This is a genomic window from Mesorhizobium sp. BR-1-1-10 (assembly GCF_020165595.1).
Classification (GTDB): Bacteria; Pseudomonadota; Alphaproteobacteria; order Rhizobiales; family Rhizobiaceae; genus Mesorhizobium; species Mesorhizobium australicum.
Genome location: NZ_JAIUIL010000006.1, coordinates 388,981 through 415,249, shown reverse-complemented (window position 1 = coordinate 415,249; position 26,269 = coordinate 388,981). Strand labels below are relative to the sequence as shown.

Below are 26,269 nucleotides of genomic sequence, written 5' to 3'. Positions count from 1 at the left end.
AAAGGATCGGACCATGAAAGATCTTCTCGGCCTGATGGGCAAGGCGAAGGAAATGCAGGCCAAGTTCCAGGCCATGCAGGATGAGATTGCGACGGTCGAAGCCCTCGGCCAGGCCGGCGGCGGCCTGGTCAGCGTCACGCTGAGCGGAAAATTCGATATCAAGTCGCTGAAGATCGACCCGTCCTTGTTCAAGGAGGACGACGTCGAAATCCTCGAGGATTTGATTCTTGCCGCGCACAATGACGCCAAGGCCAAGGTCGAGCAGATCATGCAGGAAAAGACCAAGGCGCTGACCGCCGGCCTGCCCATTCCCCCGGGAATGAAACTGCCTTTCTGATGCATGTCGCCCAAAAGCATGCCCACGGGCTCGGCCCTGAGGTGCGCAGGCAACGATATGCATGAAAGCTGAGACCGGCGCCCATGATCGACGAGCCGTCCGAAAGACTGATCGAGCAGCGTATCCGCAACAGGATCTACGAGATTCTGGAAATCCTCGCCAATTGCGACGCCGGTGTCGATCTCGTCGGCATCAAGGGCTACTTCAACCTGTTCGAGGATTTCGTGCATCGGCCGTCGATCGAGGCCGGCACGTCGGCGCTTTCAAGGGACGAACGCGCGATCGTGCTGGAAATCGCCGAATTCCTGGAGGCGGCCTCCGAAACAAATCCTGATTTCACCAAGGCCGAGTTCATCGACAGCGACTGGCCGGGCAAGATCGCGCCGACGGCCAGGGAGGCGCGTGCGCTGTTTCTCAGGCGCGGCCTGTTTTCAGAGAAGATCGAAGAGATCGAGCCCGGCCGGCCGGCAGCAATCGCCGCCGGGCAATAGGCCGTTTTGGAACGCATGGCGCGGTCTTGCCGGGAAAAGCACTTGGCGTTTCCCCAAGGGAATTGCGGCAAAACGAAGAGAGAACGGTCATCATCCATGTGAAACGATGGCTCGATCTATCTGGAAAGCCTCGATTTTGTGTCAATTCGGCAACAGTATGCCGTTAATAACGTTTTGGCCATCATTTTGCCCGAAAGTGTCTCATTCTTGCCGCAGCCTGGGGGCGGGCGTTGAAGTGAGAGGGTTACCTGTTGATCGCGATGCGATGGAAGACGCCGCTGTTGCTCGGCGTCATTACGTCTCCCCTTTTCTTGGCCGCTTGCAGCCAGACAACCTCGCACGGCATGTCCGTCGCCAGCCTGACCGACGCCATCACGCCGAGCTTTCTGAGTTCGCGCGCCTACAGTCACACGCCGAAGGACAGGGAATGCCTGGAACGGGCGATGTTCTTCGAATCCAACCGGTCGAGCCGCGACGGCATGATCGCGGTCGGCACGGTGGTGATGAACCGGCTGCGCTCGGGCAACCATGGCAGCACCATCTGCCAAGTGGTCGGTGAGCCCGGGCAATTCGCGCCGGGCGTCATGACCAGATCGATGAATTCGCGCGCAATGCCCGATGTCGAAGAGGCCGCCGACGCCGTGCTCAAGGGCGAGCGCAAGACCAAGCTCAAGAACACGATGTATTTCCACACCGCCGGCCTGCGCTTCCCCTACAAGAACATGCACTACACCATGGTAGCCGGCGGCAACGCCTTCTACGAGAAGCGCGGCCGCAACTGGCAGCCGCTGCCGGATGAGCCGATGATTGCCTCGGCCGAGCAGCCGGCGGCGTTGCCGGGGGTACCCGCGACACGGGTCGCATCCATCGAGACAGTGCGCCCGGCCAAGGCATCAGTTCGCAACGCTCCAGCCCAGCAAGTCTACATGACCGCCGCGGCGGAACCGGCGGCCAAGCCGGAGCCCGTCCGTACCGCCCCCGCGCAGCAGACCTATCTGACCGCGGCCGCGGCGCCGACGGCAAAATCCGCGCGGGTCTCGGCGAAGCCGGTGGAAGTTGCCATGCAGGAGCCGATGGAAGAGCCGGATGCCGCCCGTTTTGGCGGAACCCTGAACAGCGGAACCTCGAACAAACGGGTCATCTCCTCGATCCAGGACGCTCCACAGGAAGCCTCGATGGGATTCCAGTCGACGCCTGAAAACACCGATGCCATAGGCGCGATGATTGTCAGCCAGGGCCGCCCGCTCGAAACAAACTAATTCTCGCATGGCAGCATGGCGAACCGTGCGTCGACGGGGGATGTTTCAAAGCGCTCTGAAAAATCCTAGATCAGAGCGATGTCCAAGCGAATCGCCGGTCCCGAGATCGAACGCCTGATCCAGCTCCTGGCCAAGGTGCCGGGGCTTGGCCCCCGTTCGGCCAGGCGCGCCGCGCTGCACCTGATTAAGAAGAAGGAACAGCTGCTTTCGCCGCTGGCCGCCGCCATGGGCGAGGCCGCCGACAAGGTGCGCATCTGCTCGACCTGCGGCAATGTCGACACCTCGGACCCCTGCATGATCTGCACGGACCCACGCCGCGATGCCGCCACCCTGATCATCGTCGAGGACGTCTCTGATCTCTGGGCGCTGGAGCGGGCGGCGGCGATGAACGTGCGCTACCATGTGCTCGGCGGCACGCTGTCGCCGCTCGACGGCATCGGCCCGGACCAGCTCAACATCCGCTCGCTGATCGATCGCGTCGCCGGCGGCGAAATCAAGGAAATCATCCTCGCCGTCAACGCGACGGTCGAGGGCCAGACCACCGCGCACTACCTCACCGATCAGCTCTCCGGTTTCGAGGTCAAGATAACGCGGCTGGCGCACGGCGTGCCGGTCGGTGGCGAACTCGACTATCTCGACGAAGGCACGCTGGCCGCGGCACTGCGCTCGCGGACGGCGTTTTAACGTTATTGGTGGGGAAGGTGCATTCTATGGCCGTCATTCACCTGTCTGTGCCAGGCACCCCCCTCTGTCCTGCCGGACATCTCCCCCGCAAGGGGGGAAATTGGCAGCTTCGGCGTCGGCGAACTCCTTTCAACGTTGGTGATTGGCGAAAGCCGAGCCGACAGCCGATCTCCCCCCTTGCGGGGGAGATGTCCGGCAGGACAGAGGGGGGTGCGACGGAACGCGACTTTCGCAAATTCAGCCTTGCATTTTTTCTGGCTGCTCTAGTGGGGATGGTCCTCACCGTCCCCACCCACGCCGCCCCCATTGACGACCAGTTCCGCGCCTGGCTGCAAAACGACCTCTGGCCGGAAGCCAAAACCAAAGGCATTTCCAAAAACACCTTCGACGCCGCCTTCGACGGCGTGAAGCCCAATCTCAAACTCCCCGACCTTGTCATGCCGGGCGAGAAGCCGAAGACGCCGCAGAAGCAGCATCAGGCCGAGTTCGGATCGCCCGGCGCCTATTTCGCCGAGAAGACGGTTCGTGCGGTGACATCGGGTGGACGCGCCCGCGAAGCCGCCAACGCCCGCACGCTTGCCTCGATCGAGAAGCGCTATGGCGTGCCGGGCGAAATCCTTCTGGCGATCTGGGGCCGCGAAACCGGCTTCGGCGCGGCGAAGATGCCCTACGACGCCTTCGAGGTGCTGGGCACCAAGGCGTTCATGTCGACGAAAAAGGATTTCTTCCGCACAGAACTGCTGGCGGCGCTGGAAATCGTCGAGCGTGGGCTGGCGCCGGTCGGCGCGATGAAATCGTCCTGGGCCGGCGCGCTCGGCCAGCCGCAATTCATGCCGACCTCGTTGCTCAAGCATGCCGTCGATTTCGACGGCGACGGCCGCGTCGACATCTGGAATTCGACGCCCGATGTGCTGGCCTCGATCGCCAATTATCTTGTCCACTACGGCTGGGTGAGGGGACGCAGCTGGGGTTTCGAGGTGATGGTGCCCCAGAGCGTCTCCTGTTCGCTGGAGGGCCCGGACCAAGGCAAAAAGATTGCACAATGGGCTGCCATGGGCGTCGAGCGCGTCGGCGGCAAGGCGTTCCCGGCAAGCGAGCTGAAGGCGGAAGGTTTCCTGCTGATGCCGGCCGGGCGCAGAGGTCCGGCCTTCATCGCGACCCCCAATTTCTACGTGCTGAAGGAATACAACACCAGCGACCTCTATGCGCTGTTCATCGGCCATGGCGCCGACCGCATCGCCCATGGCGATCAGAATTTTACCGGTGGCTGGGGTCCGGTCGGCGATGTCCACCGGTCCGATATCGCCGCCCTGCAGCGTGCCTTGGAAGCCAAGGGCTACGATGTCGGCAGCGCCGACGGCCTGCCTGGCTTCAAGACCCGCCGCTCAATCGGTAGATGGCAGGAAAAGAATGGCCAGGCCGCCACCTGTTTTCCCGATGCCGGCCTCGTCGCGGCGCTGAAATAGCTTCTAATTTAGCAGATTTTTTCTCGATCGGTGCCTCGATTGGCTGATGTATGCCTCGACACGCCCGCCCGCCATTCTGGTCCAATGAACCATCGCATAAATGCTCGTTGCCCACCGCTGGGCCGCCGGATATGCTGTTGACCAACTGGACAAAAACCACGACGTTAGTGGGGCAGAGGCTCTCGTCGAGCCTTGAAAGAACACCGTAACCCTGAGCCGGGAACTCAGGTCAACCAACAACAAAACAGGGAACAATCATCATGATGATGGAAAAGCTTGCTCTACGATCCCGTATCCTGCTTGCGGGCGCCGCCATGTCGGCGCTGCTTCTGGCCGGAGCGCCGGCTGGCGCGGTCACCCCCGCCGATACGCTTGTCGAAGGTTTTGCCATCGACGACATCATCTCGATGGATCCGGGCGAGGCGTTCGAGCTGTCGACCGCCGAAGTCACCGGCAACACCTATGATCTTCTTGTCCGCCTCGACCTCAGCGACACTTCCAAGGTCAAGCCCGATCTCGCCGAAAGCTGGACCGTCTCCGACGATGGCCTGACCTATACGTTCAAGCTCAAGCCGGGCCTGAAATTTGCCTCCGGCAACCCGATCACCGCCGCCGATGTCGCCTGGTCGTTCGAGCGCGCCGTCAAGCTGGACAAGAGCCCGGCCTTCATCATCGATCAGTTCGGCATCAGCGGCGACAACGTCACCGAGAAGGCCAAGGCGGTCGACGACACAACCTTCCAGTTCACCGTCGACAAGGCCTATGCGCCAAGTTTCGTGCTGAACTGCCTGTCGGCCACCGTCGCTTCCATCGTCGACGCCAAGCTGGTCAAGGAACACGTCGCGGCGGTGACGCCGAGCGCCGACTACAAATGGGACAACGACTTCGGCAACGCCTGGCTGAAGACGGGCTACGCCGGCTCGGGCGTCTACAAGCTGCGTGAATGGCGTGCCAACGAGGCGGTCGTCATGGAGCGCAACGACAATTATTACGGCGAAAAGGCCAAGCTCGCCCGCGTCATCTACCGCAACATGAAGGAAAGCTCGGCGCAGCGCCTGGCGCTCGAAGCCGGCGACATCGACGTTGCCCGCAACCTCGAGCCGAACGACCTCGACGCCATCGCCAAGAATGCCGACCTCACCACCACCAGCGCGCCGAAAGGCACCGTCTACTATATCAGCCTCAACCAGAAGAACCCGAACCTCGCCAAGCCCGAGGTGCGCCAGGCCTTCAAATACCTTGTCGACTATGATGCCTTGAGCACGACCATCCTCAAGGGCATCGGCGAGATCCACCAGACCTTCCTGCCCAAGGGCGTTCTGGGCGAACTGGACGAGAACCCGTTCAAGCTCGATGTCGCCAAGGCCAAGGAGCTGCTGGCCAAGGCCGGCCTGCCCGACGGCTTCAGCGTAACCATGGACGTACGCACCGGCCAGCCGACCACCGGCATGGCGGAATCCATCCAGCAGACGCTTGGCCAGGCCGGCATCAAGCTGGAGATCATCCCCGGCGACGGCAAGCAGACGCTGACCAAATACCGTGCCCGCAACCACGACATCTATATTGGCCAGTGGGGCCAGGACTATTTCGATCCGAATTCCAATGCCCAGACCTTTGCCTCGAACCCGGACAATTCGGATGCTGGCAAGTCGAAGACGCTGGCATGGCGCAATGCCTGGGACATTCCGGACCTGACCAAGCAGACGGAAGCAGCCCTGCTCGAGAAGGATTCTGGCAAGCGCGCCGATATGTACAAGGATCTCGAAAAGAAGATCCTCGACACCAGCCCCTTCGTCGTCATCCACCAGCAGTTGGAAGTCGCCGGTCTGCGCAAGAACCTCAAGGGCTTCGCGCTTGGTCCGAGCTTCGATACCAACTTCGTCGGGCCGGTCTCCAAGGAATAGCGTTCGCGGACACGCCCGCATGAGCGCGATTGAAAACGAGGGCGGGCGCGGCAGCGCCCGCGCCGTAGCCCTTGCATCTTCGCTTGGCCGATTCCTGGTCATTGCGGTGACGACCTATCTTGGTCTTCTCGCGGTCACCTTCTTCATTGGCCGTGTCATCCCGATCGACCCGGTGCTGGCCGTTCTCGGCGACCGGGCACCCGCCAATGTCGTGGAGCGCACGCGCCGCGAGATGGGCCTCGACCTGCCGTTGATCGAGCAGTTCTACATCTATGTGAAACATGCGCTGAGCGGCGATTTCGGCACCTCGGTGCTGACCACCAACCCTGTCATGACCGATATCCGCCGCGCTCTTCCGGCAACCACGGAACTGGCGACATTGGGGACACTGATCGGCGCGCTGTTCGGTGTGCCGCTCGGGGTACTGGCCGCGGTCAAACGCGGCAGCTTCGTCGATCAGATCGTGCGCATCATCGGCCTGATCGGCTATTCCGTACCTATCTTCTGGCTGGGTCTGCTGGCCCTGGTGCTGTTCTACGCGAAGCTGCAATGGGTGGCCTTCCCTGCACGGCTCGACGTCGTCTACGAATACACGTTCACGCCGATCACCGGTTTCTACCTGCTCGACTCCGCGATGCAGGGACAGTGGGACGTCTTTTACGACGCCTTCCGTCACATCATCCTGCCGGCCTCGCTGCTCGGCTATTTCTCGCTGGCCTACATCAGCCGCATGACGCGCTCGTTCATGCTCAACGAACTCGCCCAGGAATATGTCGTCGCCGCGCGCGCCAAGGGCCTGTCGGAAACCCGCATCATCTGGGGCCACGCGCTGCGCAATGCCGCCGTGCCGATGGTGACCGTGATCGCGTTGTCCTATGCCGGGCTGCTCGAGGGCTCGGTGCTGACCGAGACCGTCTTCTCCTGGCCGGGCATCGGCCTCTACATCACCAACTCGCTGCAGAACGCCGACATGAACGCCGTTCTCGGCGGTACCATCGTCATCGGCTCGGTGTTCATCGCCATCAATCTTCTGTCCGACCTGCTCTACCGTGTGCTCGACCCGAGGACGAAGACAGGATGAGTAGAGGTATTGCACTTTCGGGCTTGGCTGCCGCTAGTCACCCCCACTCCGGCCCTTCGGGCCACCTCTCCCCCTGCCCGGGGGAGAGGAAAACGCGGTCGCAGGCTTGGCGCCTTTCCTCTCCCCCGTCGAACGGGGGAGAGGTGGTCTGCGAAGCAGACCGGAGTGGGGGTCGACAGCTTAAAGAGGCATCGTCATGACCGCCTCCGACGCCCGCACCTTCTCCCGTCGCGAATGGTTGCTGTCGGAGCGGCCGGCATCGCGCTTGCAGGCAAGGCTCGGCCGCGCCTATGTCGCGTGGCGGCGCTTTTCCGCCAACCGGCTGGCCTTTGTCGGCCTGCTGATCATCATCGCGCTGCTGCTCGTCGCCGTCCTTGCCGGTATGCTGGCGCCGTATTCGCCGACCTTCGGTGACCTGAAGAACGCGCGGCTGCTGGCGCCGAGTGCGCAGCACTGGTTCGGCACCGACGACCTCGGCCGTGACATCTATTCGCGCATCCTCTACGGCTCCCGCTGGACGCTTTATGTCGTCGTCCTGGTCGCCATCATCGCCGCTCCCATCGGTCTCCTGGTCGGCACCGTCGCCGGCTATGCCGGCGGCTGGACCGATGCCATACTGATGCGCATCACCGACATCTTCCTTGCCTTCCCCAAGCTGGTGCTGGCGCTGGCCTTCGTCGCCGCCCTTGGCCCCGGCATCGAGAACGCCGTGCTGGCGATCGCCATCACCTCCTGGCCGCCCTATGCGCGCATCGCCCGCGCCGAGACGCTCACCGTGCGCAACTCGGACTACATCAAGGCCGTGCAATTGATGGGCGCCTCGCCTTTCCGCATCGTGCTTCGCCACATCATGCCATTGTGCATCTCCTCGCTGATCGTCCGCGTGACGCTCGACATGGCGGGCATCATCCTGACGGCCGCAGGCCTCGGCTTCCTCGGCCTTGGCGCGCAGCCGCCGCTGCCGGAATGGGGCACCATGATCGCTTCGGGTCGCCGCTTCATCCTCGACCAATGGTGGGTGGCTGGTGCGCCGGGCTTCGCCATCCTCATCGTCAGCCTTGGCTTCAACCTGCTTGGCGACGGCCTGCGCGACGCACTCGATCCCCGCAGCGGTGACCAATGAGTGACCCCCCTGATCAGCAGCGATCCAAGAGCACGCTTCTCGACGTCGAGGGTCTGCGCGTCACCTTTCCGACCCGCACCGGCATGATCGAGGCGGTGCGCGGCGTTTCCTTTTCGCTTGGCCGCGAACGCCTCGGCATCGTCGGCGAGTCCGGTTCCGGCAAGTCGCAGACGGGCCGCGCCATCATGGGCCTGACACCGCCGCAGGCCCGGATATCGGCCAATAGATTGACTTTCGACGGCATCGACCTGCTCGGCATCTCGCCGCGCCAACGCCGGGCGCTGCGGGGCAACCGCATCGCCATGATCCTGCAGGACCCGAAATATTCGCTCGATCCGGTGATGAGCATCGGCCGCCAGATCGTCGAGACGCTGCGCACCCACGAAAAGGTCGGCAAGGCCGAGGCGCGCGAGCGCGCGCTGGCCATGCTCGAGGCGGTGCAGATCCGCGATCCCAAACGCATCTTCGACCTGCATCCGCACGAAGTGTCGGGCGGCATGGGCCAGCGCGCCATGATCGCCATGATGCTGATCGCCGGACCGGAAATGATGATCGCCGACGAGCCGACCTCGGCGCTCGACGTCACGGTGCAACTCGACGTGCTCGGCATCCTCGATAGGCTGGTCGCGGAGCGCGGCATGGGCCTGATCTTCATCTCGCACGATCTGCGCCTGGTCTCGTCCTTCTGCGACCGCGTCATCGTCATGTATGCCGGCAAGGTCGTCGAGCAGCTCAAGGCGTCGGAATTGAGTCAGGCCCAGCATCCCTACACGCGGGGGCTGCTCAACTGCATGCCAAAAATCGGCGCCGACCGTCACCCGCTGCCGGTGCTCGACCGCAAGCCGGAGTGGGCGGCATGACTTCTGCGATTGCCGTCGACAGGCTGGAGGTGATCTTCGACCGCTTCCGCGCGCTGAAGGGCGTCAGCCTCGACGTGCAGCAGGGCGAATCCTTCGGCCTGGTCGGCGAATCCGGCTCGGGCAAATCGACATTGCTGCGGGCCATAGCCGGCCTCGCGCCGGTCGCCTCGGGCAGCATCACAGTCAATGGCAAGACGCTCGGCGCGCGCCGCGACAAGGCCTTTTACCGCGAAGTGCAGATGGTCTTTCAGGATCCTTACGGCTCGCTGCACCCGCGCCAGACCGTCGACCGCCTGCTGCAGGAGCCGCTCGCCATCCATGGTTTTGCCGATGGCGAAAAGCGGATCGAACGCGCGCTCGACGAGGTCGGCCTCGGCAACGGCTTTCGTTTCCGTTACGCGCACCAGCTTTCCGGCGGTCAGCGCCAGCGCGTGGCGATCGCGCGCGCGCTTATCCTCGAGCCCTCGATCCTGCTGCTCGACGAGCCGACCTCGGCCCTCGACGCCTCGGTGCAGGCGGAAGTCCTCAACCTGCTGGAGGAAGTCCGCCGGCGGCGCAAGCTGACCTTCCTGATGGTCAGCCACGACCTCGCAATCATCACCCATATGTGCGAGCGGCTGATGGTGATGCAGGGCGGCGAGGCGGTGGAGAATCTGGTGGCCAACGATCTCGTCGAGCGCCGTGTGACGAAGGATTATACGCGCAACCTGTTGCGGGCCAGTGACGGGTTTGTGAGGACGGCTCCGAAGCAGATCTGACGATAGTTCTCCGCGTCACGCCAGGGAGCTCGACCTCGCCTTAAGTTTCCGCAACAGCGGCGAGGTCTACTTCGCCGCCCTGTTCCCGCTTCGGCTCCTTGATCCTGAACCACGTCACATAAAGCGCCGGCAGGAACAAGAGCGTGATCGCGGTACCCGCTATGATGCCGCCCATCATCGCATACGCCATCGGCCCCCAGAACACTTCGCGCGCGATCGGGATCAGCGCCAGGCTGGCCGCGGCCGCCGTCAGCGCGATCGGCCGCATGCGGTGCTCCGTTGCCTCGATGACCGCGGCCCAGCGATCCCTGCCCTCGGCGACAAGGTCCTCGATCTGCACGATCAGGATGACCGAGTTGCGGATCAGGATGCCGATCAGCGCCAAGACGCCGAGAATGGCGACGAAGCCGAGCGGCGCTCCGCTCGGCACCAGGGCCGCGACCACGCCGATCAGCCCGAGTGGCGCCACCGCCACCACCAGGAACAGGCGCTGGAAGCTCTGCAACTGCACCATCAGGATGGTCGCCATGACGAACAGCATCAGCGGCACCACGGCCGCGATCGGCCCCTGGCTCTTGGCGCTTTCCTCGACGGAGCCGGCGGTCTCGACCGAATAGCCGGCCGGCAGCTTGGCGATAAAGGCGTCGACCGACGGTTTCAACTCGTTGACGACGGTCGCCGGCAGCACGTCGCCGACCAAGCCGGCGCGCACGGTGATGGTCGGGATGCGGTCGCGTCGCCATACGGTGGGCTGCTCCAGATCGTAGCGAAAATTGGCCACCGCGGCGAGTGGGATCGCCTCGCCATTTCCGGTCGGCAATTGGATGTTTTGCAGCGTCTCGATCGAGCCGCGTTCGGCCTCGCGCGAGCGAGCCACGACGTTGATCAGGTACGTCGCGTCACGCACCTGCGTGATCGTCGCGCCGCCCACCGTGCTGTTCAGTGTGCTGGCGATGTCGGACGAGGTGATGCCGAGTTGGCGCGCCTTGTCCTGCAGCACGTCGACCCTCAGCACACGCTGCGGTTCGTTCCAGTCGAAAGTCGGCGCCGCGAGTTTCGGATTGACCGAGATCACGCCGGCGAATTGCTGCGCCAGTTCTCGCACCGTCTGGATGTCGGGGCCGCCGACGCGGTACTGCACAGGCCGCCCGACCGGCGGTCCGAGTTCAAGCGGCTTGACAAAAGCGTCGGTGCCGACAAACTCCGCGCGCAGCAGCTTCTCCAGCGCCGGCTTCACCCGGTTGCGCGCCTCGATGCTCTTGGTGACGATCACCGTCTGGCCGAAATAGGGATTGGCGGGCTGCACGTCATAGGCCAGTACGAAGCGCACGGCGCCCTGACCGATATAGGAGGAAAAGTGGTCGATGTCGGGATTGCCGACCAGCGCCCGCTGTTCGAAGCGCTCCATCTGGTCGCGCGTCTCGGTAATCGAGGAGTTCTGTGGCAGGTTCCAATCGACGATCAGCTCCGGCCGGTCGGAAGGTGGGAAGAACTGCTGCTGCACCAGGCCGAAGCCGGCGATCGAGGCGGCGAACAGAAGCACGGTCACGATGATCGTCAGCCAGTGATGGCGCACCGAGCCGACAAGGACGCGCCGGAACAGCGACGTGAAGCGTCCTGGCTGGTCATGATGCTTGGTCTTCATCGTCGCCGGCAGGATGGTCACGCCGAGCAGCGGCGCGAACAGCACCGCCACGATCCATGACACCAGCAGCGACACCGCGATGACGACGAATAAGGTGAAGGTGTATTCGCCGGCAGCACTCGAGTTGAGCCCGATCGGGATGAAGCCCGCGACCGTCACCAGCGTGCCGGTCAGCATCGGGAAGGCGGTCGAGGTGTAGACATAGGTCGCCGCCTTGCGCAGGCTGTCGCCGACCTCCAGCCGCGCTACCATCATTTCGACCGCGATCATCGCGTCGTCGACCAGCAGCCCGAGCGCGATGATCAGAGCGCCGAGCGAAATGCGCTGCAGCGATATCCCCAGATACTCCATGACCGTGAAGGTGATGGCCAGCACCAGCGGGATCGACAGCGCCACCACGAAGCCGGCGCGCATGCCAAGGCTGATGAACGAGACGGCAAGCACGATCGCCACCGCCTCGAACAGCGCACGCGTAAACCCTGAGACCGCCTCCTCGACGATGACAGGCTGGTCGGCCACCAGATGCACGCCGACGCCGACCGGCAGGTCGGCCAGCACCTTGTTCATCTCCTCATGCAGCGCCTCGCCGAATTTGAGCAGATTGGCGTTGGGCTTCATGCCGATGGCAAGCCCGATCGCGTTCTGGCCGTTGAAGCGGAACAAGGCCGTCGGCGGGTCGGCATAACCGCGCGTGATCGTCGCCACGTCGCTCAGCCGGAAGAACCGATCGTTGACGCGCAGGTTGATGGCGCGCAGGCTCTCCTCGGAGGTGAACTGGCCGCCGACGCGCACGCTGATGCGCTCCGGCCCGGACTGAATGACGCCGGACGGGGTGATCGCATTCTGGGCCTGCAGGCTGGCGACGATTTGCTGCTGGTTGAGGCCAAGCGCCGCTATCTGGCGCGTCGAGAATTCGAGATAGATGGCCTCGTCCTGCGCGCCGACCAGATCGACCTTGCCGGCATTGGGCACGGTCAGGATCTTGGTCCTGACATCCTCCACATAGTCGCGCAACTGGCGTGGCGTCAGCCCGTCTGACGTGAAGGCATAGATGTTGCCGTAGACATCGCCGAAGCGGTCGTTGAAGAACGGTCCCTGCACGCCTTGCGGAAACTGCGCCTTGATGTCGTTGACCATGTTGCGCACCTGAAGCCAGTTCGGCACGACGTCGCGTGCCTTGGTGGTGTCCTTCAGGTTCACGAAGATGACGGTCTGGCCGGCGGTGGTGACGGATCTGGTGAAGTCGAGGCTGTCGAGTTCCTCGAGCTTTTTCTCGATGCGATCGGTCACCTGCTGCACCGTCTCCTTGACCGAGGCACCCGGCCAGTTGGCCTGGATGATCATGGTCTTGATGGTGAAGTTGGGATCTTCCTCGCGGCCGAGATTGAGATAGGAAAATACGCCGGCCACCACGAAGACCAGCATGAAATACCAGACCAGCGAGCGGTGGTTGAGCGCCCAGTCGGAGAGGTTGAAGCCCTTCATGAGGCCCCTCCCGCGGGGACTTTGACCTTCTGGCCGTCGACGAGGCTGTGAACGCCGGCGGTGACGACGCGCATGCCGGCTTCGAGCCCTTCCGCCACGGTGAAGGTGGCGCCAGCCTTCCACGCGACCTTGATATCGCGTGCGCTCACGCTCGACGTCTTTGGATCGACGATCCACACTTTTTCAGAACCGTTTTTTTCGAGCAGCGCCGAGATGGGCAGTTCGATCGTTGGTACGACCTTGGTCATCCGGGTCGCGGTTACCGTCGAACCGAGCCTGAAGGCTTGCGGCGGATTGGTGAGCGTCAGCTTGACGCGCCGGGTGCGGGTCGAGCCTTCGGACTGGGGCGCGATCTCGCGCAGCTTGGCCTCTGTCTGGATTGTCGGCAGCGACTGCAAGATGACCTGGAAGGGCGTGCCGGCCGAGAGATCGCCGGTCAACTGGTCGGGAATATCGACAACCGCTTCACGCGGGTCCGAACGTGCCACGGTGACGACCGTCTGGCCCGGCGAGACGGTTTGGCCGACCTCCGCGCCGACGGCGGTGACGACGCCGTCGAAATCCGAGAACAGCCTGGCGTAGCCGAGCTGCTCCTGGGACTTGGCCAGCGAAGCCTTGGCCCGCTCGACGCTGGCTTCCGCGGCTTTGCGTGCCTGCTGCGCGGCATCGAAGACGGACTGCGACGTATTGGCCGAGGTGAGCAACTGGCGCTGGCGCTCCTCGCTGGCCGCGGCATTGGCGAACTGCGCCTGCGCATTGGAGAGTTCGGCCCTGGCCGCCTGGACGGCCAGCTCCAGCGCGGTCGGGTCGAGTGCCGCGATCGTCGTGCCCTTGCTGACGATGTCGCCGACCTTGACGTCGCGCGAGACGACGCGACCGAGCAGTCGGAAGGCAAGATCGGCACTGACCTGCGGTTCGACCGAGCCGGCGAAACCGAAGATCTGGGTGGTGCGCGGCTCGACCACGACCGACAGCACCGGCCGGACGATCTCCGGCGGTTTTTCCTCCGATTTCGAACAGGCTGCGAGCGTGCCAAGCGCGGCAAGGCCAAGCAGGAGCCGCTTCATTGCGCCGCTCCCGATATTTCGACTATCTGGCCGGGGCTGAGCAATTGCCCGCCTGATGTAACGACGCTCTGGCCTTCGTTAAGTCCCTTGGCAATGACGACGGTACCCGAATCGAACGCCAGCACCTCGACCGGCGTCGTCGCGACTGCCTTGGTCGCGGGATCGACGATCCAGACCGCCGGCTTGCCGGAGCTGGATGTCAGGGCCTGCCAGGGCAACAGGATCGCCTTCGCCGGCTTGGCGCCGACCGAGCCGATGACGGCCGCCCCAAGCGGCATGCCGGCGGGCGTCTCGGGAATGGCTACCTTGACCCTTATCGAGCCCGAACCCGGGTCGACCGCCGGTGAGATCTCGCGCACCTTGCCCGTTGCTCTGACCTGCGGATCGGATAACAGCGTGATCGTCACCGCCGGCGAGGCCGGCGTCCTGGCAACCAGCGTCTCCTGCACGTTGAACACGGCGTCGCGGTCACCGTCCTCGGCAACGGTGAAGACGGTCTGCGCCGCCTGCACCACCTGGCCGGCTTCGACCTGGCGGGCGGTGATCACGCCGGCGGCACCGGCCTTGAGTTCGGTGAAAGACAGGTTCTGCCGGGCATTGGCGAGTGCGCTCTGCGCGGCATCGACGCTGCCTTGCGCCACCTTCAGTGCCTGGTCGGCCGCGTCATAATCGCGCCTGGTGGTGAAGCCCTGGGCAAGCAGCGTCTTTTGCCGCTCGAAAGTGGCCGCGGCCTGGGTCAGTTGCGCCTGCGCGGCATCGAGATCGGCCTGCGCCGATCGCAGATCGGATTCCTGCTCCTGCGGATCGATGCGGGCAAGCACTGTCCCCTGATCGACATGCTGGCCGACATCGACAAGCCGCTCGGCGACGCGTCCGCCAACCCGGAACGAAAGATTGTTCAGCGTGCGCGCCGCGATCACCCCGGTCAGCGAGGTTCTCGGCGCATAGTCGGCCATCGCCACCGTTTCGGTGCGCACCATGACCGGCAGCTTCTTGTCCGCCGCCGCCTGCTTTTGGCAACCGGCGAGCAGCGCCAGGGCCGTGCAGGCGAGAATTGAAGCGGCTGGAAAAGACAAAAGGCTGGGAGTTTTGGCGGATGGCGGCGAGACGGACGATGTCACGTTCCTGCTCATGGCTCCCCTCGGCCGCGCGCCGGTCGCTGATCGCGGTCCCTCGCGGATAACAGGAGGATAGTCGATCCCGAAAAAAAGGAAACCGGTCTCGTAGACGTATCGCCGGACTGGTTAAGTCAGGCCCAATCGACCCTGCGATGGTGCCGGCTTGAGGAAAACCTGAAATAAGGCCAGAAGGGAACTCAACGGCATCAAACAGAACGGGCGCCGGCCCGGTGAGGGATATGATGAAGAACTCCGCCATTTCCGAACGCAAGAACCAGTCGATCTCGCGCGGCGTCGGCATGACCACGCAAATCTACGCCGACCGGGCCGAGAATTCGGAGATCTGGGATGTCGAGGGCCGCCGCTATATCGACTTCTCCTCGGGCATCGCCGTCGTCAACACCGGCCATCGCCATCCCAGGGTGATCGAGGCGGTCAAGGCGCAACTCGACCGCTTCACCCACACCTGCCACCAGGTCGTGCCTTACGAGAGCTATGTGCGGCTGGCCGAACGGCTGAACGCCATGCTGCCCGGCAAGTTCGAGAAGAAGACGATCTTCGTCACCACCGGCGCCGAGGCGGTGGAGAATGCCATCAAGATTGCTCGCAACGCCACCGGCCGCCAGGCCGTCATCGCCTTCGGCGGCGGCTTCCACGGCCGCACCTTCATGGGCATGGCGCTGACCGGCAAGGTCGTGCCCTACAAGGTTGGCTTCGGCGCCATGCCGGGCGACGTCTACCACGTGCCGTTCCCCGTGCAACTGCATGGCGTCTCGGTCGCCGATTCGCTGGCGGCACTCGACAAGCTGTTCAAGGCGGATGTCGATCCGGCCCGCGTCGCCGCGATCATCATCGAGCCGGTTCAGGGCGAGGGCGGCTTCTACGACGCGCCGCGTGAATTCCTGACGGCGCTGCGCAAGCTGTGCGACCAGCACGGCATGCTGCTCATCGCGGACGAAGTGCAGACCGGCTTTGCCCGCACCGGCAGGATGTTCGCCATGGACCATCACGAGGTGGCGGCCGACATCACCACCATGGCCAAGAGCCTGGCCGGCGGCTTCCCGCTTGCGGCGGTCACCGGCCGCGCCGAGATCATGGATGCGCCCAGCCCCGGCGGGCTCGGCGGCACCTATGGCGGCAGCCCGATCGGCGTCGCCGCGGCACACGCCGTCCTGGATGTCATCGAGGACGAAAAGCTCTGCGACCGCGCCAACACGCTGGGTGCGCGGCTCAAGCAGCGTCTGCAGTCGATCCGTGACGACGTGCCCGAGATCGTCGACATCAGGGGTCTGGGCTTCATGAACGCGGTTGAGTTCAATGACGTCAAGAAGGGCCTGCCGTCGGCCGAGATCGCCAACGCGATCCGGCTGAAGGCGCTCGACAAGGGTCTGATCCTGTTGACCTGCGGCGTCTACGGCAACGTCATCCGCTTCCTGGCGCCGATCACCATTCAGGACGAAGTCATGAACGAAGCGCTCGACATTCTGGAAAGCTCGATCCGCGAAGTCTGCGCCGCCTGAACCACGTTACCTCCCCCTCGTGGGGAGGTCGGACCGCAGGTCCGGGTGGGGGGCTTGGCGCCGACCCACCCCGCCGCTGCTTCGCAGCGACCCTCCCACAAGGGGAGGGCGGCTATCCCGCAGCTCTTGCCAGCTCATCCTGCTGAAAGGCAGCCAGAGCCGCCTTCAGCCCTTCGGGACCCGTGGCTACCGTTTGCGGTGTCGGCGAGAAGCCGGCACCGAGCATCTTGCGGCCAAGCATGTGGTCGCCGGGGCGGTTGACGGACTCGATGCCGAGCAGCCGGTCTCCCGCGTAGTGGTAGATCGAGAACTTGTTGTCGGGCAGGTCACCGAGCACGACATGGCTGTCGCCGCCTGATGTCAGCCCGACCATCTGCAATTTCATGTCGCCAATGTCGGACCAGAACCATGGCACCGCCGAATAAGCGTCGGCGTGGCCTGATATGGTGCGCGCGGCGAGCCGCGCCTGGTCGGTGGCGTTTTGCACCGATTCCAGCCGCACGTCGCCGCCGGTGAACCAGTGCCGGTACGAGGCGGCGTCGCCGATGGCGAGGATATCCGGTACCGAGCTGCGCATCTGGTGATCGACGCGGATGCCGTTGGCGATGGTGAGGCCGGCTTCCTGCGCCAGTTCGACATTCGGCACGGCACCGATGCCCACCACGACCATGCGCGCCGGCAGCCTTTCGCCTGAGGTGGTGATCGCGGCGGTGACATGGCCGTCTTCGCCTTCGAGCCTTGCAATCGAGGTGCCGGTGAGGATGCGCACGCCTGTCGCTTCCAGCCTTTGCCGGACATGGCTGGCCACCACCGGCGCCACGGCGCGGCCAAGCAGCCGGTCGACCGCCTCGACAACGGTGACGGTGCGGCCCGCCGCCCGAAGCGTCGCGGCGATTTCCAGTCCGATGAAGCCGCCGCCGAGAATAACGACATCTTCGCTGTGCGCGCTCAAGTCCCGGATCAGCCGGGCATCGGCCAGCGAGCGCAGCGACACCACGCCGAACAGCTCCGCGCCGGGTAATGGCAAGGCACGCGGGCGCGATCCGGTCGCCAGGATCAGATGGTCGAAGGCAAGTGCGCCACCGCCAGCAATGTCGAGACTGCCGCGGCCGGCATCGATGCGCTCGATCCGGATGCCCGGCCGGTAGTCGATGGCGCTGCCGGTGTAGAAGGCTTCGCCGCGCAAGGGCTGCGGTTTGGCCGTGGCATCCTTGATGAAGGTCTTCGACAGCGGCGGCTTGTGATAGGGCAGTTCGTTCTCGTCGCCCACCAGGATCACCGGCCCATCATAACCATCCTCGCGCAGACTGGCGGCCGCCTGCACGCCCGCATGACCCGCACCGACAATGACCACGCCGTTCTTCATCGCATTCCGATCCCGATTCGATCCTAGGACGTCTCGCCAAGCGGCAATTGCCTGGCACCGCCGCAAGAGAATGTCTGCGGGTCGCACCCGGGATGGCGACTGTCAATCGTACAGTTCGGCCGCAAAGTCGGTGCAAGGGAACGCGTAAAGTTGACAGTTGTAGTTTAGAATAATTCTAAACTGTTGTTTCGATTATGTTTTTCAGCAATTTCCGTTGACTCCATCGAACTCGAAGTTTTAAGGAAGCTTGCGCATTGGCGCATCCCTTTGATGTCTGGGCCTTGAACCCGTTCGATTGGAGGCATTTTGGTGTCTTTCTTCCCTGAGCCGCGCGGCAGCGCGGCATATCTTGCGGCCGGTGGCATGCATACGGCCTGGTGCCGGTTGCCGCGCGCGCCGTTTGCGGAATTCCCGAGAAACTGGAGAGCGATAATGACGGCACGATATGGCGGCAGGCTTGTGGCGATCGGCGCCACGGCGCTGCTGACGGCGGCGGTGTTCGTGCTGCCTGCAAAGGCGCAAACCGATGCGAAGGCGGTGATCAAGACCTATTCCGACATCGCGCTTGCCAAGTACGAGGATTCGCTAACCACGGCGCGGACGCTGGACAAGGCGGTCGACGTGCTGCTGGCCAACCCGTCGGCGGAAACGCTCAATGCCGCCCGCGACGCCTGGAAGGCGGCGCGCGTGCCCTACCAGCAGACCGAGGTCTATCGCTTCGGCAACAAGGTCGTCGACGACTGGGAGGGCGAGGTGAATTCCTGGCCGCTGGACGAAGGCCTGATCGACTATGTCGCCAAGAGCTACGGCACGGAATCGGACGCGAATTCTCTCTACACCGCCAATGTGATCGCCAACAAGGAGATCGAAATCAACGGCAAGAAGATCGACGCCTCGACGCTTTCGCCGGAATTCCTCTCCGGGACCTTGCAGCAAGCCGGCGGTATCGAGGCCAACGTCGCTACCGGCTATCACGCCATCGAGTTCCTGCTCTGGGGTCAGGACCTGCACGGCAGCGGTCCAGGCGCCGGCGAGCGTCTCTATACGGACTACGACCTCAAGAACTGCACCGGCGGCAATTGCGACCGCCGCGCACAGTACCTGAAATCGGCAACTGACCTTCTGGTCTCCGACCTGCAGAAGATGGTCAACGACTGGAAGGAAGACGGCGCCGCGCGCAAGAACCTCGTCGATGGCGAGCCGAACACCGCCGTCTCGGTGATCTTCACCGGCATGGGCTCGCTCTCCTACGGCGAACTGGCCGGCGAGCGCATGAAGCTCGGCCTGCTGCTGCACGATCCGGAAGAGGAGCATGACTGCTTCTCCGACAACACCTACAATTCTCATCTCTATGATGCAGTCGGCATTCGCGCCGCCTATCACGCCAGCTACACAAGGCTGGATGGTACCGTCGTTTCGGGTCCCTCGGTGCACGACATGGTCAAGGCAGCGGATCCGGCAATCGACAAGGAACTGTCCGACAAGCTCGATGTTTCGGTCGCCAAGATGGAAGCCATCAAGGCACGGGCATTGGCCGGCGAGGCCTATGACCAGCAGATCGCCGAGGGCAATACGGCGGGCAATGCCACCGTGCAGGCGGCAATCGACGCATTGATCGACCAGACCAAGTCGATCGAACGCGCCGTCGGCGCCTTGAAGCTGAACAACATCGCCTTCGAAGGCTCCGACAGTCTCGACGCGCCCGACAAGGTGTTCAAGTAAGCCCCCAGCCAAACGGCGCATCGGAGCGCCGTCAGCCAGAGCGACGAAATGCTGATCTGCCATTGCAACATCATCACCGAGAAGGAGATCGAGCAGACGATCATCGGCCTGCTGGATCAGGATCCCTGGCAGCTCATCGTGCCGGCAAAGGTCTATCACGCCATGCACAAACGGGGCCGCTGTTGCGGCTGCTTCCCAAATGTGGTCGAAACGATCATTCGGGTCACCGAGAACTACCACGCCCGCTCGCAGGCAAGCGGCGTGGACATCGTTTCACATCTGGATCGCGTCAGAGGCCTGCGCGTCCAATACGGGAGCAGGACCCATGAAAGGCGAACCACAGATCATCGAGCGGCTTAACGAGGCTCTCTTTCTGGAGCTCGGCGCCGTCAACCAGTATTGGGTGCATTTCCGCCTGCTCGAGGATTGGGGATACGCCAAGCTGGCCAAGAAGGAGCGGGCGGAATCGATCGAGGAGATGCACCACGCCGACAAGCTCGTCGCCCGCATCATCTTCCTTGAAGGCCATCCCAACCTGCAGTCCGTGGCGCCGCTGCGCATCGGCCAGAACGTCAAGGAAGTGCTCGAATCCGACTTGGCCGGTGAATATGACGCGCGCACTGCCTATAAGCGCTCGCGCGAAATCTGCGAGGAAGCGGGCGACTACGTGACGATGAAACTGTTCGAGGAACTGCTCGCCGACGAGGAAAGCCATATCGACTTCCTCGAGACGCAGCTCGACCTGCTGGCCTCGATCGGTGAGGAAAAGTACGGCCAGCTCAACGCCGCACCGGCGGACGAGGCAGACTAAGGATATGCGGGAATGCGGCGCCTCTTAGACGTCCTGCGCCGCTTGCGGCGGGCCAAGGGCCCGCCGCGCCTCCGGAAAATGCCAGCCATATCGGCTGGTCGGCACGGCATTATTCTGATGCTGGCGCTGACCACTTCTGCCATCGCCGGCGACCTTCTACCCGCCGGTCTCGCCACCACGCGCACCGACCTTAATGCCAAGGATCAGGTGCGCGTCACAGCCATTGCCAGGCCGACCACGGATTTTTCCAAGCCCGAGCCTTTCGAACTGATGCAAGGTGGCGCAGGCACCTCGCGGAAAGACATCAGCTGTGATTCCTTCTCGCAATCTTCGGCCAACATCAGCTTCGAGGAAGAAGGCACCTTCAAGCTCGGCAATGCGCTTTTCCGCAAGAACTGGGTCTCGTCGCCGTCCTCGACGCAGGCATCGGATGGGCTCGGACCCTTGTTCAACGAACGCGCTTGCCAGAACTGCCATCTGAAGGATGGACGCGGACGGCCGCCGCAAGCCGATGTTGGCACCACCTCGATGTTCCTGCGGCTGGCGCGCGATGCCAGCAGCGCGGAAGAAAAGGCGGCGCTCGCCGACCACCGGCTGCTCAACCTTCCAGACCCGGTCTATGGCACGCAATTGCAGCAACTGGCCGTGCCTGGTCTCAGGGGTGAGGGCAGGATGCGTGTCGACTATCGGGAACGGAAGGTGGAACTGCCGGACGGCACCGCGGTTTTACTGCGCAAACCCGCCTATACGATCGATGATCTCGGCTACGGGCCGCTCGATCCGCGCACCACGCTGTCGCCGCGCCTGACGCCGCCGATGATCGGCCTCGGCCTCATCGAACAGATCGCGCCGGCCGACATTCTGGCCCGTGCCGACCCTGACGACAGGGATGGCGATGGTATTTCCGGCAAGCCCAACATCGTGCGTGATGGCCTGAGCGGCGAGCTGACGCTTGGCCGTTTCGGCTGGAAGGCGCAGACCGCGTCGATCCGCCAGCAGGCCGCCGATGCCTTTGCCGGCGATATCGGCATCTCGACGCCGGAGGCGCCGAAACACTGGGGCGATTGCACCGCCGCGCAGGAAAAGTGCCTCGCCATGCCCAACGGCGTGCAGGCGCGCCTCGGCCCGGTCGAGGCGCCGGCGCCGGTGATGGATCTCGTCACCTTCTATTCGCGCAACCTGGCGGTGCCGGCGCGACGCGACCTCGCCTCGCCTGAGGTGCTCGCCGGCAAGAAGGTCTTTTATGAAATCGGCTGCGTTGCCTGTCACACGTCGAAATTCGTTACCCGTCGCGATGCACCTGACAAGCCGCAGGCGTTCCAGTTGATCTGGCCTTATTCCGATTTCCTGCTGCACGACATGGGGCCGGATCTTGCCGACGGCCAGGCTGTGGGCGATGCGACCGGCAATGAGTGGCGCACGCCGCCGCTATGGGGCATCGGCCTCACCGAAATGGTCAACGGCAATTCCTTCTATCTGCACGATGGTCGTGCGCGCACTTTGGTCGAGGCCATCCTGTGGCATGGCGGCGAGGCGCAGAAGGCGCGCGACCGCTTTGCCGCCACCAGCGCCACCGAGCGCGATGCATTGGTCAAATTCCTGGGGTCACTTTAATGGCGAAGCGTTTCGCGCTGGTTCTCGTTCTTCCGCTGGTTCTGCTGGGCGCGTTGCCCGCATCGGCCGCGGTGAAAGCCTCTGATGTCATCCAGCGCGCGATCGACGGCTTTGTCCGCCCGGCATATGAGGACCTGCACCAGCATGCGGAAGCCCTCGCCAAAGCCATGCACAAGCTTTGCGGGGCGCCCTCGCAAGCGGACCTAGAAGCGGCGCGAGCCGCGTTCTCGGCTACCGTCTACGCCTGGTCATCGGCCGAGATCATCGGTTTCGGGCCGATCAAGGAGAACAACAGGCTGGAACGCATGCTGTTCTGGCCGGATCGCAAGAGCATCGGTCTGAAGCAGGTGCAGGCGGCGTTGTCGGACAAGGATCCCGCTGCCACCGATCCTGTCCAGCTTGCCGGCAAGAGCGTTGCCATGCAGGGGCTCGGGGCGCTGGAATTCGTGCTCTACGGCGACGGCGCCGACGCCTTGACGGGCAAGGCTGAATCCTATCGCTGCGCTTACGGGGCGGCTGTCGCCGGCAACATCGAAACCATCGCCGCGGACGTCAGCGCGGCCTGGGACAAACCAGATGGATTCGCGGCACTGTGGGCCAATCCGGGGCCGCAAAACACGCTCTATCGCGATGGTAACGAGGCGGTGACCGAACTGGTCGGCGTCTTGATCAACGAACTGGAAATGGTCCGCGATGTGCGCCTGAAGGGTTTTCTGGGCGCCAAGCCCGAGGCCGACAAGCCAAAACAGGCGATCTACTGGCGTTCGCAGAACACCGCCAACGCGCTGGCCGGAAATCTGGCCGGCATCGATGCGCTGTTCCAGGTGTCGAAGCTCGGCAACGCGCTGCCGCCGGATGCGCGCTGGATGGCAGAGTCGATCCACATCCAGCTGCTCAACGGCGTTGCGACCGCCAAGGCCGTCCAGGGCCCGATCGACAAGGCGCTCGCCGATCCGGCGCTGCGCGAAAAACTCGAGCATCTCGCCCTGATCACCTCCAGCCTGTCGACCCTGATCGGCACCAGGCTGACCGCCGAATTCGGCCTGACCGCCGGCCTCTCGTCGCTGGATGGAGACTGAGCGTGACCTTGAGATTGGCCGAAACGCCCATAGCTTCGTCATCCTGGGGCGAAGCAAGGAGCGAAGCGACGCGGCGTAGACCCCAGGATCCATGCCGTGACCGCAAGGCCTTGCAACGGTTCAGAATTCTGCTCTGCTGCATTCCTCGGCGAAAGTCACGGCATGGATCCTTGGGTCTCCGCGACGGAGCTACGCTCCTGCTCCGCCCAAGGATGACGAAGTTCCGGAGGCTTCGGCCAACTTCCAACGTCTGCGATGAGTCATTCGAAGAATCGGCAGGTGCCAAGCGTCAGCTCCGATCCCTAAAAACTACCATGTCTTGGAGCCGGCCAGTGCAGGGGAGGGCCATGTCTTGAAAACGCGTCTCATCGACCGCCGCGATTTCTTGAGGGCCGCCGGCATTGGCTTTGCCGCCGCCGTGACGCCCTCGGCCTGGGCAAATACGCTCGCGGCGGATGCCGTGTTCGCCACCGCCTTCGTCAAGCGCGACGGCAGTTTTGGTGCCGCCGTCCTGTCCGAGGCCGGCAAGGTGCTGCATACGGTCGACCTGCCCGATCGCGGTCATGACGTCACCTTCGATCCGATCTCGAAGCGTTCGGTGGTTTTCGCCCGCCAGCCCGGCACCTTCGCCGTCGTATTCGATCACGCCGGGCGCGACGCCCCGCGGACCATCGCCAGCATCGCAGGCCGGCACTTCTTCGGTCATGGTGTCTTTTCGCCCGACGGCTCTCTGCTCTACGCCACCGAAAACGACTTCGACAACGCCGCTGGCGTGGTCGGCGTCTATGACGCGCGGGCGAAATTCAATCGCGTCGGCGAATTCCCGACCTACGGCATGGGCCCGCACGAACTTCTTCTGCTGCGCGATGGCAAGACGATCGCGGTCGCCAATGGCGGCATCGAGACCCACCCAGACTATGGACGCGCCGAGCTCAACATTGCCACCATGAAGCCTTCCTATGTGCTGGTCGACCGCGTCACCGGCGACCTGATCGAAAAGCATGAACTGCCGGCCGCTCTCCACCAATTGTCGATTCGCCACATGGATATCGACCAGACCGGCACCGTCTGGTTCGGCTGCCAATACAGGGGCTCCGGCACCGATCGTCCGCTTCTGGTCGGTCGCGCCGCGCGGGGTAAGGAGTTGGCATTGCTCGACATGCCGCGGGATGTGCTGTCCGGTTTCCGCAACTATATCGGCTCGGTCGCCGCCAATCCTGGTGCCGGCACCGTCGCCGTCTCCTCGCCGGAAGGCAATTCGCTTGTCGTGATCGATGCGGGCAGCGGCCGGATCGTCTCCTCCAGCGCGCTGGTCGAAGTCTGCGGCGTGGCGCCCGACGGGGCAGGTTTCATGGCCACCACGGGCGCCGGCGAGATCATCGAGGGCGGTGGTGCCACGCGGACGGAACCGGACTATGTCTGGGACAATCACATGCTGCGCATAGGGCCGGCGGCATAAGCTCTTCTGCCGGGCCAAACCGAAGCCGCTTAACAAATTATGCACTACACACTTGCGGTTGCGCGCCATGGCGGGCACAGGGAATTGTTTCTCGAACCGGTCGTTTCATGAAAGTTCTCGCCATCGACTGTGCCGCCAGCCTCTGCGCCGCCTGCGTCTACGACGCGGCGGCTGGGCTGGAGCTTGGCCGCTCGGTGCTTGATCTGGGCAAGGGTCATGCCGAGCACCTGATGGCCGTCATCGCTGACGCGTTGAAGACCGGCGCGACCGACTACGCCGGGCTTGGCGCCATTGCCGTCTCTGTCGGTCCGGGTTCCTTCACCGGCCTGCGCGTCGGCGTGTCGACGGCGCGTGGCCTGGCGCTGGCGCTCAAGCTGCCGGCAATCGGGGTGACGACCCTCGAGGCACTGGCCGCCGAGGCGGCCAGTGCCTTTCCTAGCCGCGCCGTGCTGGCGGCGCTTGATGCCGGCCGCGAGGAAATCCATGCCGCACTGTACGATGAAATGTCAGTGTTGACTTACGGTCCGGCCGTGGCCACGCTTGCGGATGCGGTGACGATGGCGTCGGAACGTTCCGCGGTGCTCGCCGGCACGGCAGCGACGCTGATCGCTGACGCGGCCGGCCGCACCTTCGACATCGGGCCTCGGGCGGCCACCGCCGACATTCTCACCTACGCCCGGCTGGCTGCCGCAAAGGGGCAGGGCGAAAGGCCGAAGCCGCTTTATCTGCGTGGTGCCGATGCCAGGCCGCAGGCCGGGTTTATACTATCGAGGCAAAGACCATGATCCCGAAAAGTGGAAGCCGGCTTTCGCGGACAAACGGTCCCGTTCGCCTAGAGACCATGGTCAGACGAGAAAACGAGAATTGATGCGCATACCTTTTCTTCAACCACGTCGCCGCGACTACGCGCTCGAGCCGCTCAGGATCACCGACAGCGCCGCGGTCTCGCTGCTGCACCGCGAGGATTTTGTCCGCCCCTGGACCGATGGTGAGTTCGCCGCCTTGCTCGAACAGGACACCGTGTTCGGTTATGCCGCGCGCGAAACCGGGCAGGGCGCCAAGCCGCCTGCCGGCTTCGTCCTCGCCCGGCTGGCCGCGGGCGAGGGTGAAATCCTGACCGTCGCGGTGGCACGGTCGCATCGTCGCCAGGGCCTGGGCTGGCAGTTGATGGACGCAGTGCTGCGCGAATTGCATTCGCAGCGCGCCGAAGCCTTGTTCCTCGAGGTCGATGAGACCAATGCCGCGGCGATCGCCCTCTATCGTCGGTTGGGTTTTCGGGAAGTCGGCAAGCGTCCGGATTACTACAAGTCGCCCGATCGCGGGCCGACTGGGGCGCTTGTCATGCGCCGCGATCTTCGCTAGCCAGGGACCGCATGATCCCGAAAATCGAATCCGATTTCGGAGAGGATCATGCGCCAGA

23 protein-coding genes are annotated in these 26,269 nt (G+C 63.8%); 19 read left to right on the top strand and 4 right to left on the bottom strand.

The features are described from left to right. The first annotated feature begins 13 nt into the window (after window positions 1-13). The 10 genes from LB555_RS15970 to LB555_RS15925 all read left to right on the top strand — a co-directional run bounded on the left by LB555_RS15970 (window position 14) and on the right by LB555_RS15925 (window position 9,963). On the top strand, window positions 14-337 hold the full coding sequence (locus LB555_RS15970; RefSeq protein ID WP_015314045.1) for a YbaB/EbfC family nucleoid-associated protein: 324 nt from the start codon (window positions 14-16) through the stop codon (window positions 335-337). Between the two features lie 83 nt (window positions 338-420). After that, on the top strand, window positions 421-828 hold the full coding sequence (locus LB555_RS15965) for a hypothetical protein (protein ID WP_224683233.1): 408 nt from the start codon (window positions 421-423) through the stop codon (window positions 826-828). A gap of 251 nt (window positions 829-1,079) precedes the next feature. Further along, window positions 1,080-2,087: a cell wall hydrolase gene (locus tag LB555_RS15960; RefSeq protein WP_015314043.1), complete on the top strand. Its 1,008-nt coding sequence runs from the start codon at window positions 1,080-1,082 to the stop codon at window positions 2,085-2,087. A gap of 78 nt (window positions 2,088-2,165) precedes the next feature. Next, window positions 2,166-2,771, top strand: coding sequence for a recombination mediator RecR (recR, locus tag LB555_RS15955; RefSeq protein WP_015314042.1), 606 nt, complete (start codon window positions 2,166-2,168; stop codon window positions 2,769-2,771). 188 nt (window positions 2,772-2,959) lie between these two features. Beyond that, window positions 2,960-4,237 (top strand): lytic murein transglycosylase, encoded by a 1,278-nt coding sequence (locus tag LB555_RS15950; RefSeq protein WP_224683232.1) that lies wholly within the window; start codon window positions 2,960-2,962, stop codon window positions 4,235-4,237. Between the two features lie 260 nt (window positions 4,238-4,497). Then, on the top strand, window positions 4,498-6,141 hold the full coding sequence (locus tag LB555_RS15945) for an ABC transporter substrate-binding protein (RefSeq protein WP_140614797.1): 1,644 nt from the start codon (window positions 4,498-4,500) through the stop codon (window positions 6,139-6,141). A 19-nt stretch (window positions 6,142-6,160) separates the two neighbouring features. Then, the gene (locus tag LB555_RS15940) at window positions 6,161-7,222 is read left to right on the top strand and encodes an ABC transporter permease (RefSeq protein WP_224683231.1); all 1,062 of its coding nucleotides are present in this window, start codon (window positions 6,161-6,163) and stop codon (window positions 7,220-7,222) included. A 196-nt stretch (window positions 7,223-7,418) separates the two neighbouring features. Then, the gene (gene nikC / locus LB555_RS15935; RefSeq protein WP_015314038.1) at window positions 7,419-8,345 is read left to right on the top strand and encodes a nickel transporter permease; all 927 of its coding nucleotides are present in this window, start codon (window positions 7,419-7,421) and stop codon (window positions 8,343-8,345) included. After that, window positions 8,342-9,205 (top strand): ABC transporter ATP-binding protein, encoded by an 864-nt coding sequence (locus LB555_RS15930; protein ID WP_224683230.1) that lies wholly within the window; start codon window positions 8,342-8,344, stop codon window positions 9,203-9,205. Before nikC ends, LB555_RS15930 begins: the two co-directional genes overlap by 4 nt. Then, window positions 9,202-9,963 carry an ABC transporter ATP-binding protein gene (locus LB555_RS15925; RefSeq protein ID WP_140787105.1) on the top strand — a complete coding sequence of 254 codons (762 nt, stop codon included), beginning with the start codon at window positions 9,202-9,204 and terminating at the stop codon, window positions 9,961-9,963. Before LB555_RS15930 ends, LB555_RS15925 begins: the two co-directional genes overlap by 4 nt. 40 nt (window positions 9,964-10,003) lie before the next feature. Here LB555_RS15925 and LB555_RS15920 read toward each other — a convergent pair whose 3' ends face one another. Genes LB555_RS15920 through LB555_RS15910 form a run of 3 tightly spaced genes read right to left on the bottom strand, consistent with a single transcriptional unit; the run spans window position 10,004 to window position 15,293 of the window. Further along, window positions 10,004-13,093: an efflux RND transporter permease subunit gene (locus tag LB555_RS15920; protein ID WP_140878308.1), complete on the bottom strand. Its 3,090-nt coding sequence runs from the start codon at window positions 13,091-13,093 to the stop codon at window positions 10,004-10,006. Continuing rightward, window positions 13,090-14,160, bottom strand: a complete 1,071-nt coding sequence (locus LB555_RS15915; protein WP_224683229.1) for an efflux RND transporter periplasmic adaptor subunit — start codon at window positions 14,158-14,160, stop codon at window positions 13,090-13,092. Before LB555_RS15915 ends, LB555_RS15920 begins: the two co-directional genes overlap by 4 nt. After that, window positions 14,157-15,293, bottom strand: coding sequence for an efflux RND transporter periplasmic adaptor subunit (locus LB555_RS15910; protein ID WP_224683228.1), 1,137 nt, complete (start codon window positions 15,291-15,293; stop codon window positions 14,157-14,159). Before LB555_RS15910 ends, LB555_RS15915 begins: the two co-directional genes overlap by 4 nt. 227 nt (window positions 15,294-15,520) lie before the next feature. On the opposite strand from LB555_RS15910, the gene LB555_RS15905 reads away from it, so the two are divergent. Beyond that, complete coding sequence (locus tag LB555_RS15905; RefSeq protein WP_224683264.1) at window positions 15,521-16,798, top strand: 4-aminobutyrate--2-oxoglutarate transaminase; 1,278 nt, start codon at window positions 15,521-15,523, stop codon at window positions 16,796-16,798. Between the two features lie 112 nt (window positions 16,799-16,910). Here the strand turns inward: LB555_RS15905 and LB555_RS15900 are convergent, their stop codons facing one another. Then, entirely contained in the window at window positions 16,911-18,164 is a 1,254-nt protein-coding gene (locus LB555_RS15900) for an NAD(P)/FAD-dependent oxidoreductase (protein WP_224683227.1), read from the bottom strand. 432 nt (window positions 18,165-18,596) lie between these two features. Between LB555_RS15900 and LB555_RS15895 the strand changes: the two genes are divergently transcribed. The 8 genes from LB555_RS15895 (at window position 18,597) to rimI (ending at window position 26,211) form a co-directional block, all read left to right on the top strand. Continuing rightward, window positions 18,597-19,886: an imelysin family protein gene (locus LB555_RS15895; RefSeq protein ID WP_224683226.1), complete on the top strand. Its 1,290-nt coding sequence runs from the start codon at window positions 18,597-18,599 to the stop codon at window positions 19,884-19,886. A 48-nt stretch (window positions 19,887-19,934) separates the two neighbouring features. Beyond that, window positions 19,935-20,246 carry a (2Fe-2S)-binding protein gene (locus LB555_RS15890; RefSeq protein WP_140614790.1) on the top strand — a complete coding sequence of 104 codons (312 nt, stop codon included), beginning with the start codon at window positions 19,935-19,937 and terminating at the stop codon, window positions 20,244-20,246. Then, window positions 20,212-20,697 carry a bacterioferritin gene (gene bfr, locus LB555_RS15885; protein ID WP_015314026.1) on the top strand — a complete coding sequence of 162 codons (486 nt, stop codon included), beginning with the start codon at window positions 20,212-20,214 and terminating at the stop codon, window positions 20,695-20,697. The genes LB555_RS15890 and bfr overlap by 35 nt, the downstream gene beginning before the upstream one ends. Before the next feature lie 12 nt (window positions 20,698-20,709). Beyond that, window positions 20,710-22,311 carry a di-heme oxidoredictase family protein gene (locus LB555_RS15880; protein WP_224683225.1) on the top strand — a complete coding sequence of 534 codons (1,602 nt, stop codon included), beginning with the start codon at window positions 20,710-20,712 and terminating at the stop codon, window positions 22,309-22,311. After that, entirely contained in the window at window positions 22,311-23,390 is a 1,080-nt protein-coding gene (locus LB555_RS15875; protein ID WP_224683224.1) for an imelysin family protein, read from the top strand. Before LB555_RS15880 ends, LB555_RS15875 begins: the two co-directional genes overlap by 1 nt. Window positions 23,391-23,742: 352 nt before the next feature. Continuing rightward, window positions 23,743-24,849 carry a DUF1513 domain-containing protein gene (locus LB555_RS15870; protein WP_224683223.1) on the top strand — a complete coding sequence of 369 codons (1,107 nt, stop codon included), beginning with the start codon at window positions 23,743-23,745 and terminating at the stop codon, window positions 24,847-24,849. Window positions 24,850-24,956: 107 nt separating this feature from the next. Beyond that, window positions 24,957-25,634: a tRNA (adenosine(37)-N6)-threonylcarbamoyltransferase complex dimerization subunit type 1 TsaB gene (gene tsaB / locus LB555_RS15865; protein ID WP_224683222.1), complete on the top strand. Its 678-nt coding sequence runs from the start codon at window positions 24,957-24,959 to the stop codon at window positions 25,632-25,634. 82 nt (window positions 25,635-25,716) lie between these two features. After that, window positions 25,717-26,211, top strand: coding sequence for a ribosomal protein S18-alanine N-acetyltransferase (gene rimI, locus LB555_RS15860; protein WP_224683221.1), 495 nt, complete (start codon window positions 25,717-25,719; stop codon window positions 26,209-26,211). The last annotated feature ends 58 nt before the right edge of the window (window positions 26,212-26,269 follow it).

Excerpts from the sequence above, each read along its gene's own strand:
- LB555_RS15970 (WP_015314045.1), top strand. The coding sequence starts at position 14 with ATGAAAGATCTTCTCGGCCTGATGGGCAAGGCGAAGGAAATGCAGGCC.
- LB555_RS15965 (WP_224683233.1), top strand. The coding sequence starts at position 421 with ATGATCGACGAGCCGTCCGAAAGACTGATCGAGCAGCGTATCCGCAAC.
- recR (WP_015314042.1), top strand. The coding sequence starts at position 2,166 with ATGTCCAAGCGAATCGCCGGTCCCGAGATCGAACGCCTGATCCAGCTC.
- LB555_RS15950 (WP_224683232.1), top strand. The coding sequence starts at position 2,960 with ATGTCCGGCAGGACAGAGGGGGGTGCGACGGAACGCGACTTTCGCAAA.
- LB555_RS15945 (WP_140614797.1), top strand. The coding sequence starts at position 4,498 with ATGATGATGGAAAAGCTTGCTCTACGATCCCGTATCCTGCTTGCGGGC.
- LB555_RS15940 (WP_224683231.1), top strand. The coding sequence starts at position 6,161 with ATGAGCGCGATTGAAAACGAGGGCGGGCGCGGCAGCGCCCGCGCCGTA.
- nikC (WP_015314038.1), top strand. The coding sequence starts at position 7,419 with ATGACCGCCTCCGACGCCCGCACCTTCTCCCGTCGCGAATGGTTGCTG.
- LB555_RS15930 (WP_224683230.1), top strand. The coding sequence starts at position 8,342 with ATGAGTGACCCCCCTGATCAGCAGCGATCCAAGAGCACGCTTCTCGAC.
- LB555_RS15925 (WP_140787105.1), top strand. The coding sequence starts at position 9,202 with ATGACTTCTGCGATTGCCGTCGACAGGCTGGAGGTGATCTTCGACCGC.
- LB555_RS15920 (WP_140878308.1), bottom strand. The coding sequence starts at position 13,093 with ATGAAGGGCTTCAACCTCTCCGACTGGGCGCTCAACCACCGCTCGCTG.
- LB555_RS15915 (WP_224683229.1), bottom strand. The coding sequence starts at position 14,160 with ATGAAGCGGCTCCTGCTTGGCCTTGCCGCGCTTGGCACGCTCGCAGCC.
- LB555_RS15910 (WP_224683228.1), bottom strand. The coding sequence starts at position 15,293 with ATGAGCAGGAACGTGACATCGTCCGTCTCGCCGCCATCCGCCAAAACT.
- LB555_RS15905 (WP_224683264.1), top strand. The coding sequence starts at position 15,521 with ATGAAGAACTCCGCCATTTCCGAACGCAAGAACCAGTCGATCTCGCGC.
- LB555_RS15900 (WP_224683227.1), bottom strand. The coding sequence starts at position 18,164 with ATGAAGAACGGCGTGGTCATTGTCGGTGCGGGTCATGCGGGCGTGCAG.
- LB555_RS15895 (WP_224683226.1), top strand. The coding sequence starts at position 18,597 with ATGACGGCACGATATGGCGGCAGGCTTGTGGCGATCGGCGCCACGGCG.
- LB555_RS15890 (WP_140614790.1), top strand. The coding sequence starts at position 19,935 with ATGCTGATCTGCCATTGCAACATCATCACCGAGAAGGAGATCGAGCAG.
- bfr (WP_015314026.1), top strand. The coding sequence starts at position 20,212 with ATGAAAGGCGAACCACAGATCATCGAGCGGCTTAACGAGGCTCTCTTT.
- LB555_RS15880 (WP_224683225.1), top strand. The coding sequence starts at position 20,710 with ATGCGGCGCCTCTTAGACGTCCTGCGCCGCTTGCGGCGGGCCAAGGGC.
- LB555_RS15875 (WP_224683224.1), top strand. The coding sequence starts at position 22,311 with ATGGCGAAGCGTTTCGCGCTGGTTCTCGTTCTTCCGCTGGTTCTGCTG.
- tsaB (WP_224683222.1), top strand. The coding sequence starts at position 24,957 with ATGAAAGTTCTCGCCATCGACTGTGCCGCCAGCCTCTGCGCCGCCTGC.
- rimI (WP_224683221.1), top strand. The coding sequence starts at position 25,717 with ATGCGCATACCTTTTCTTCAACCACGTCGCCGCGACTACGCGCTCGAG.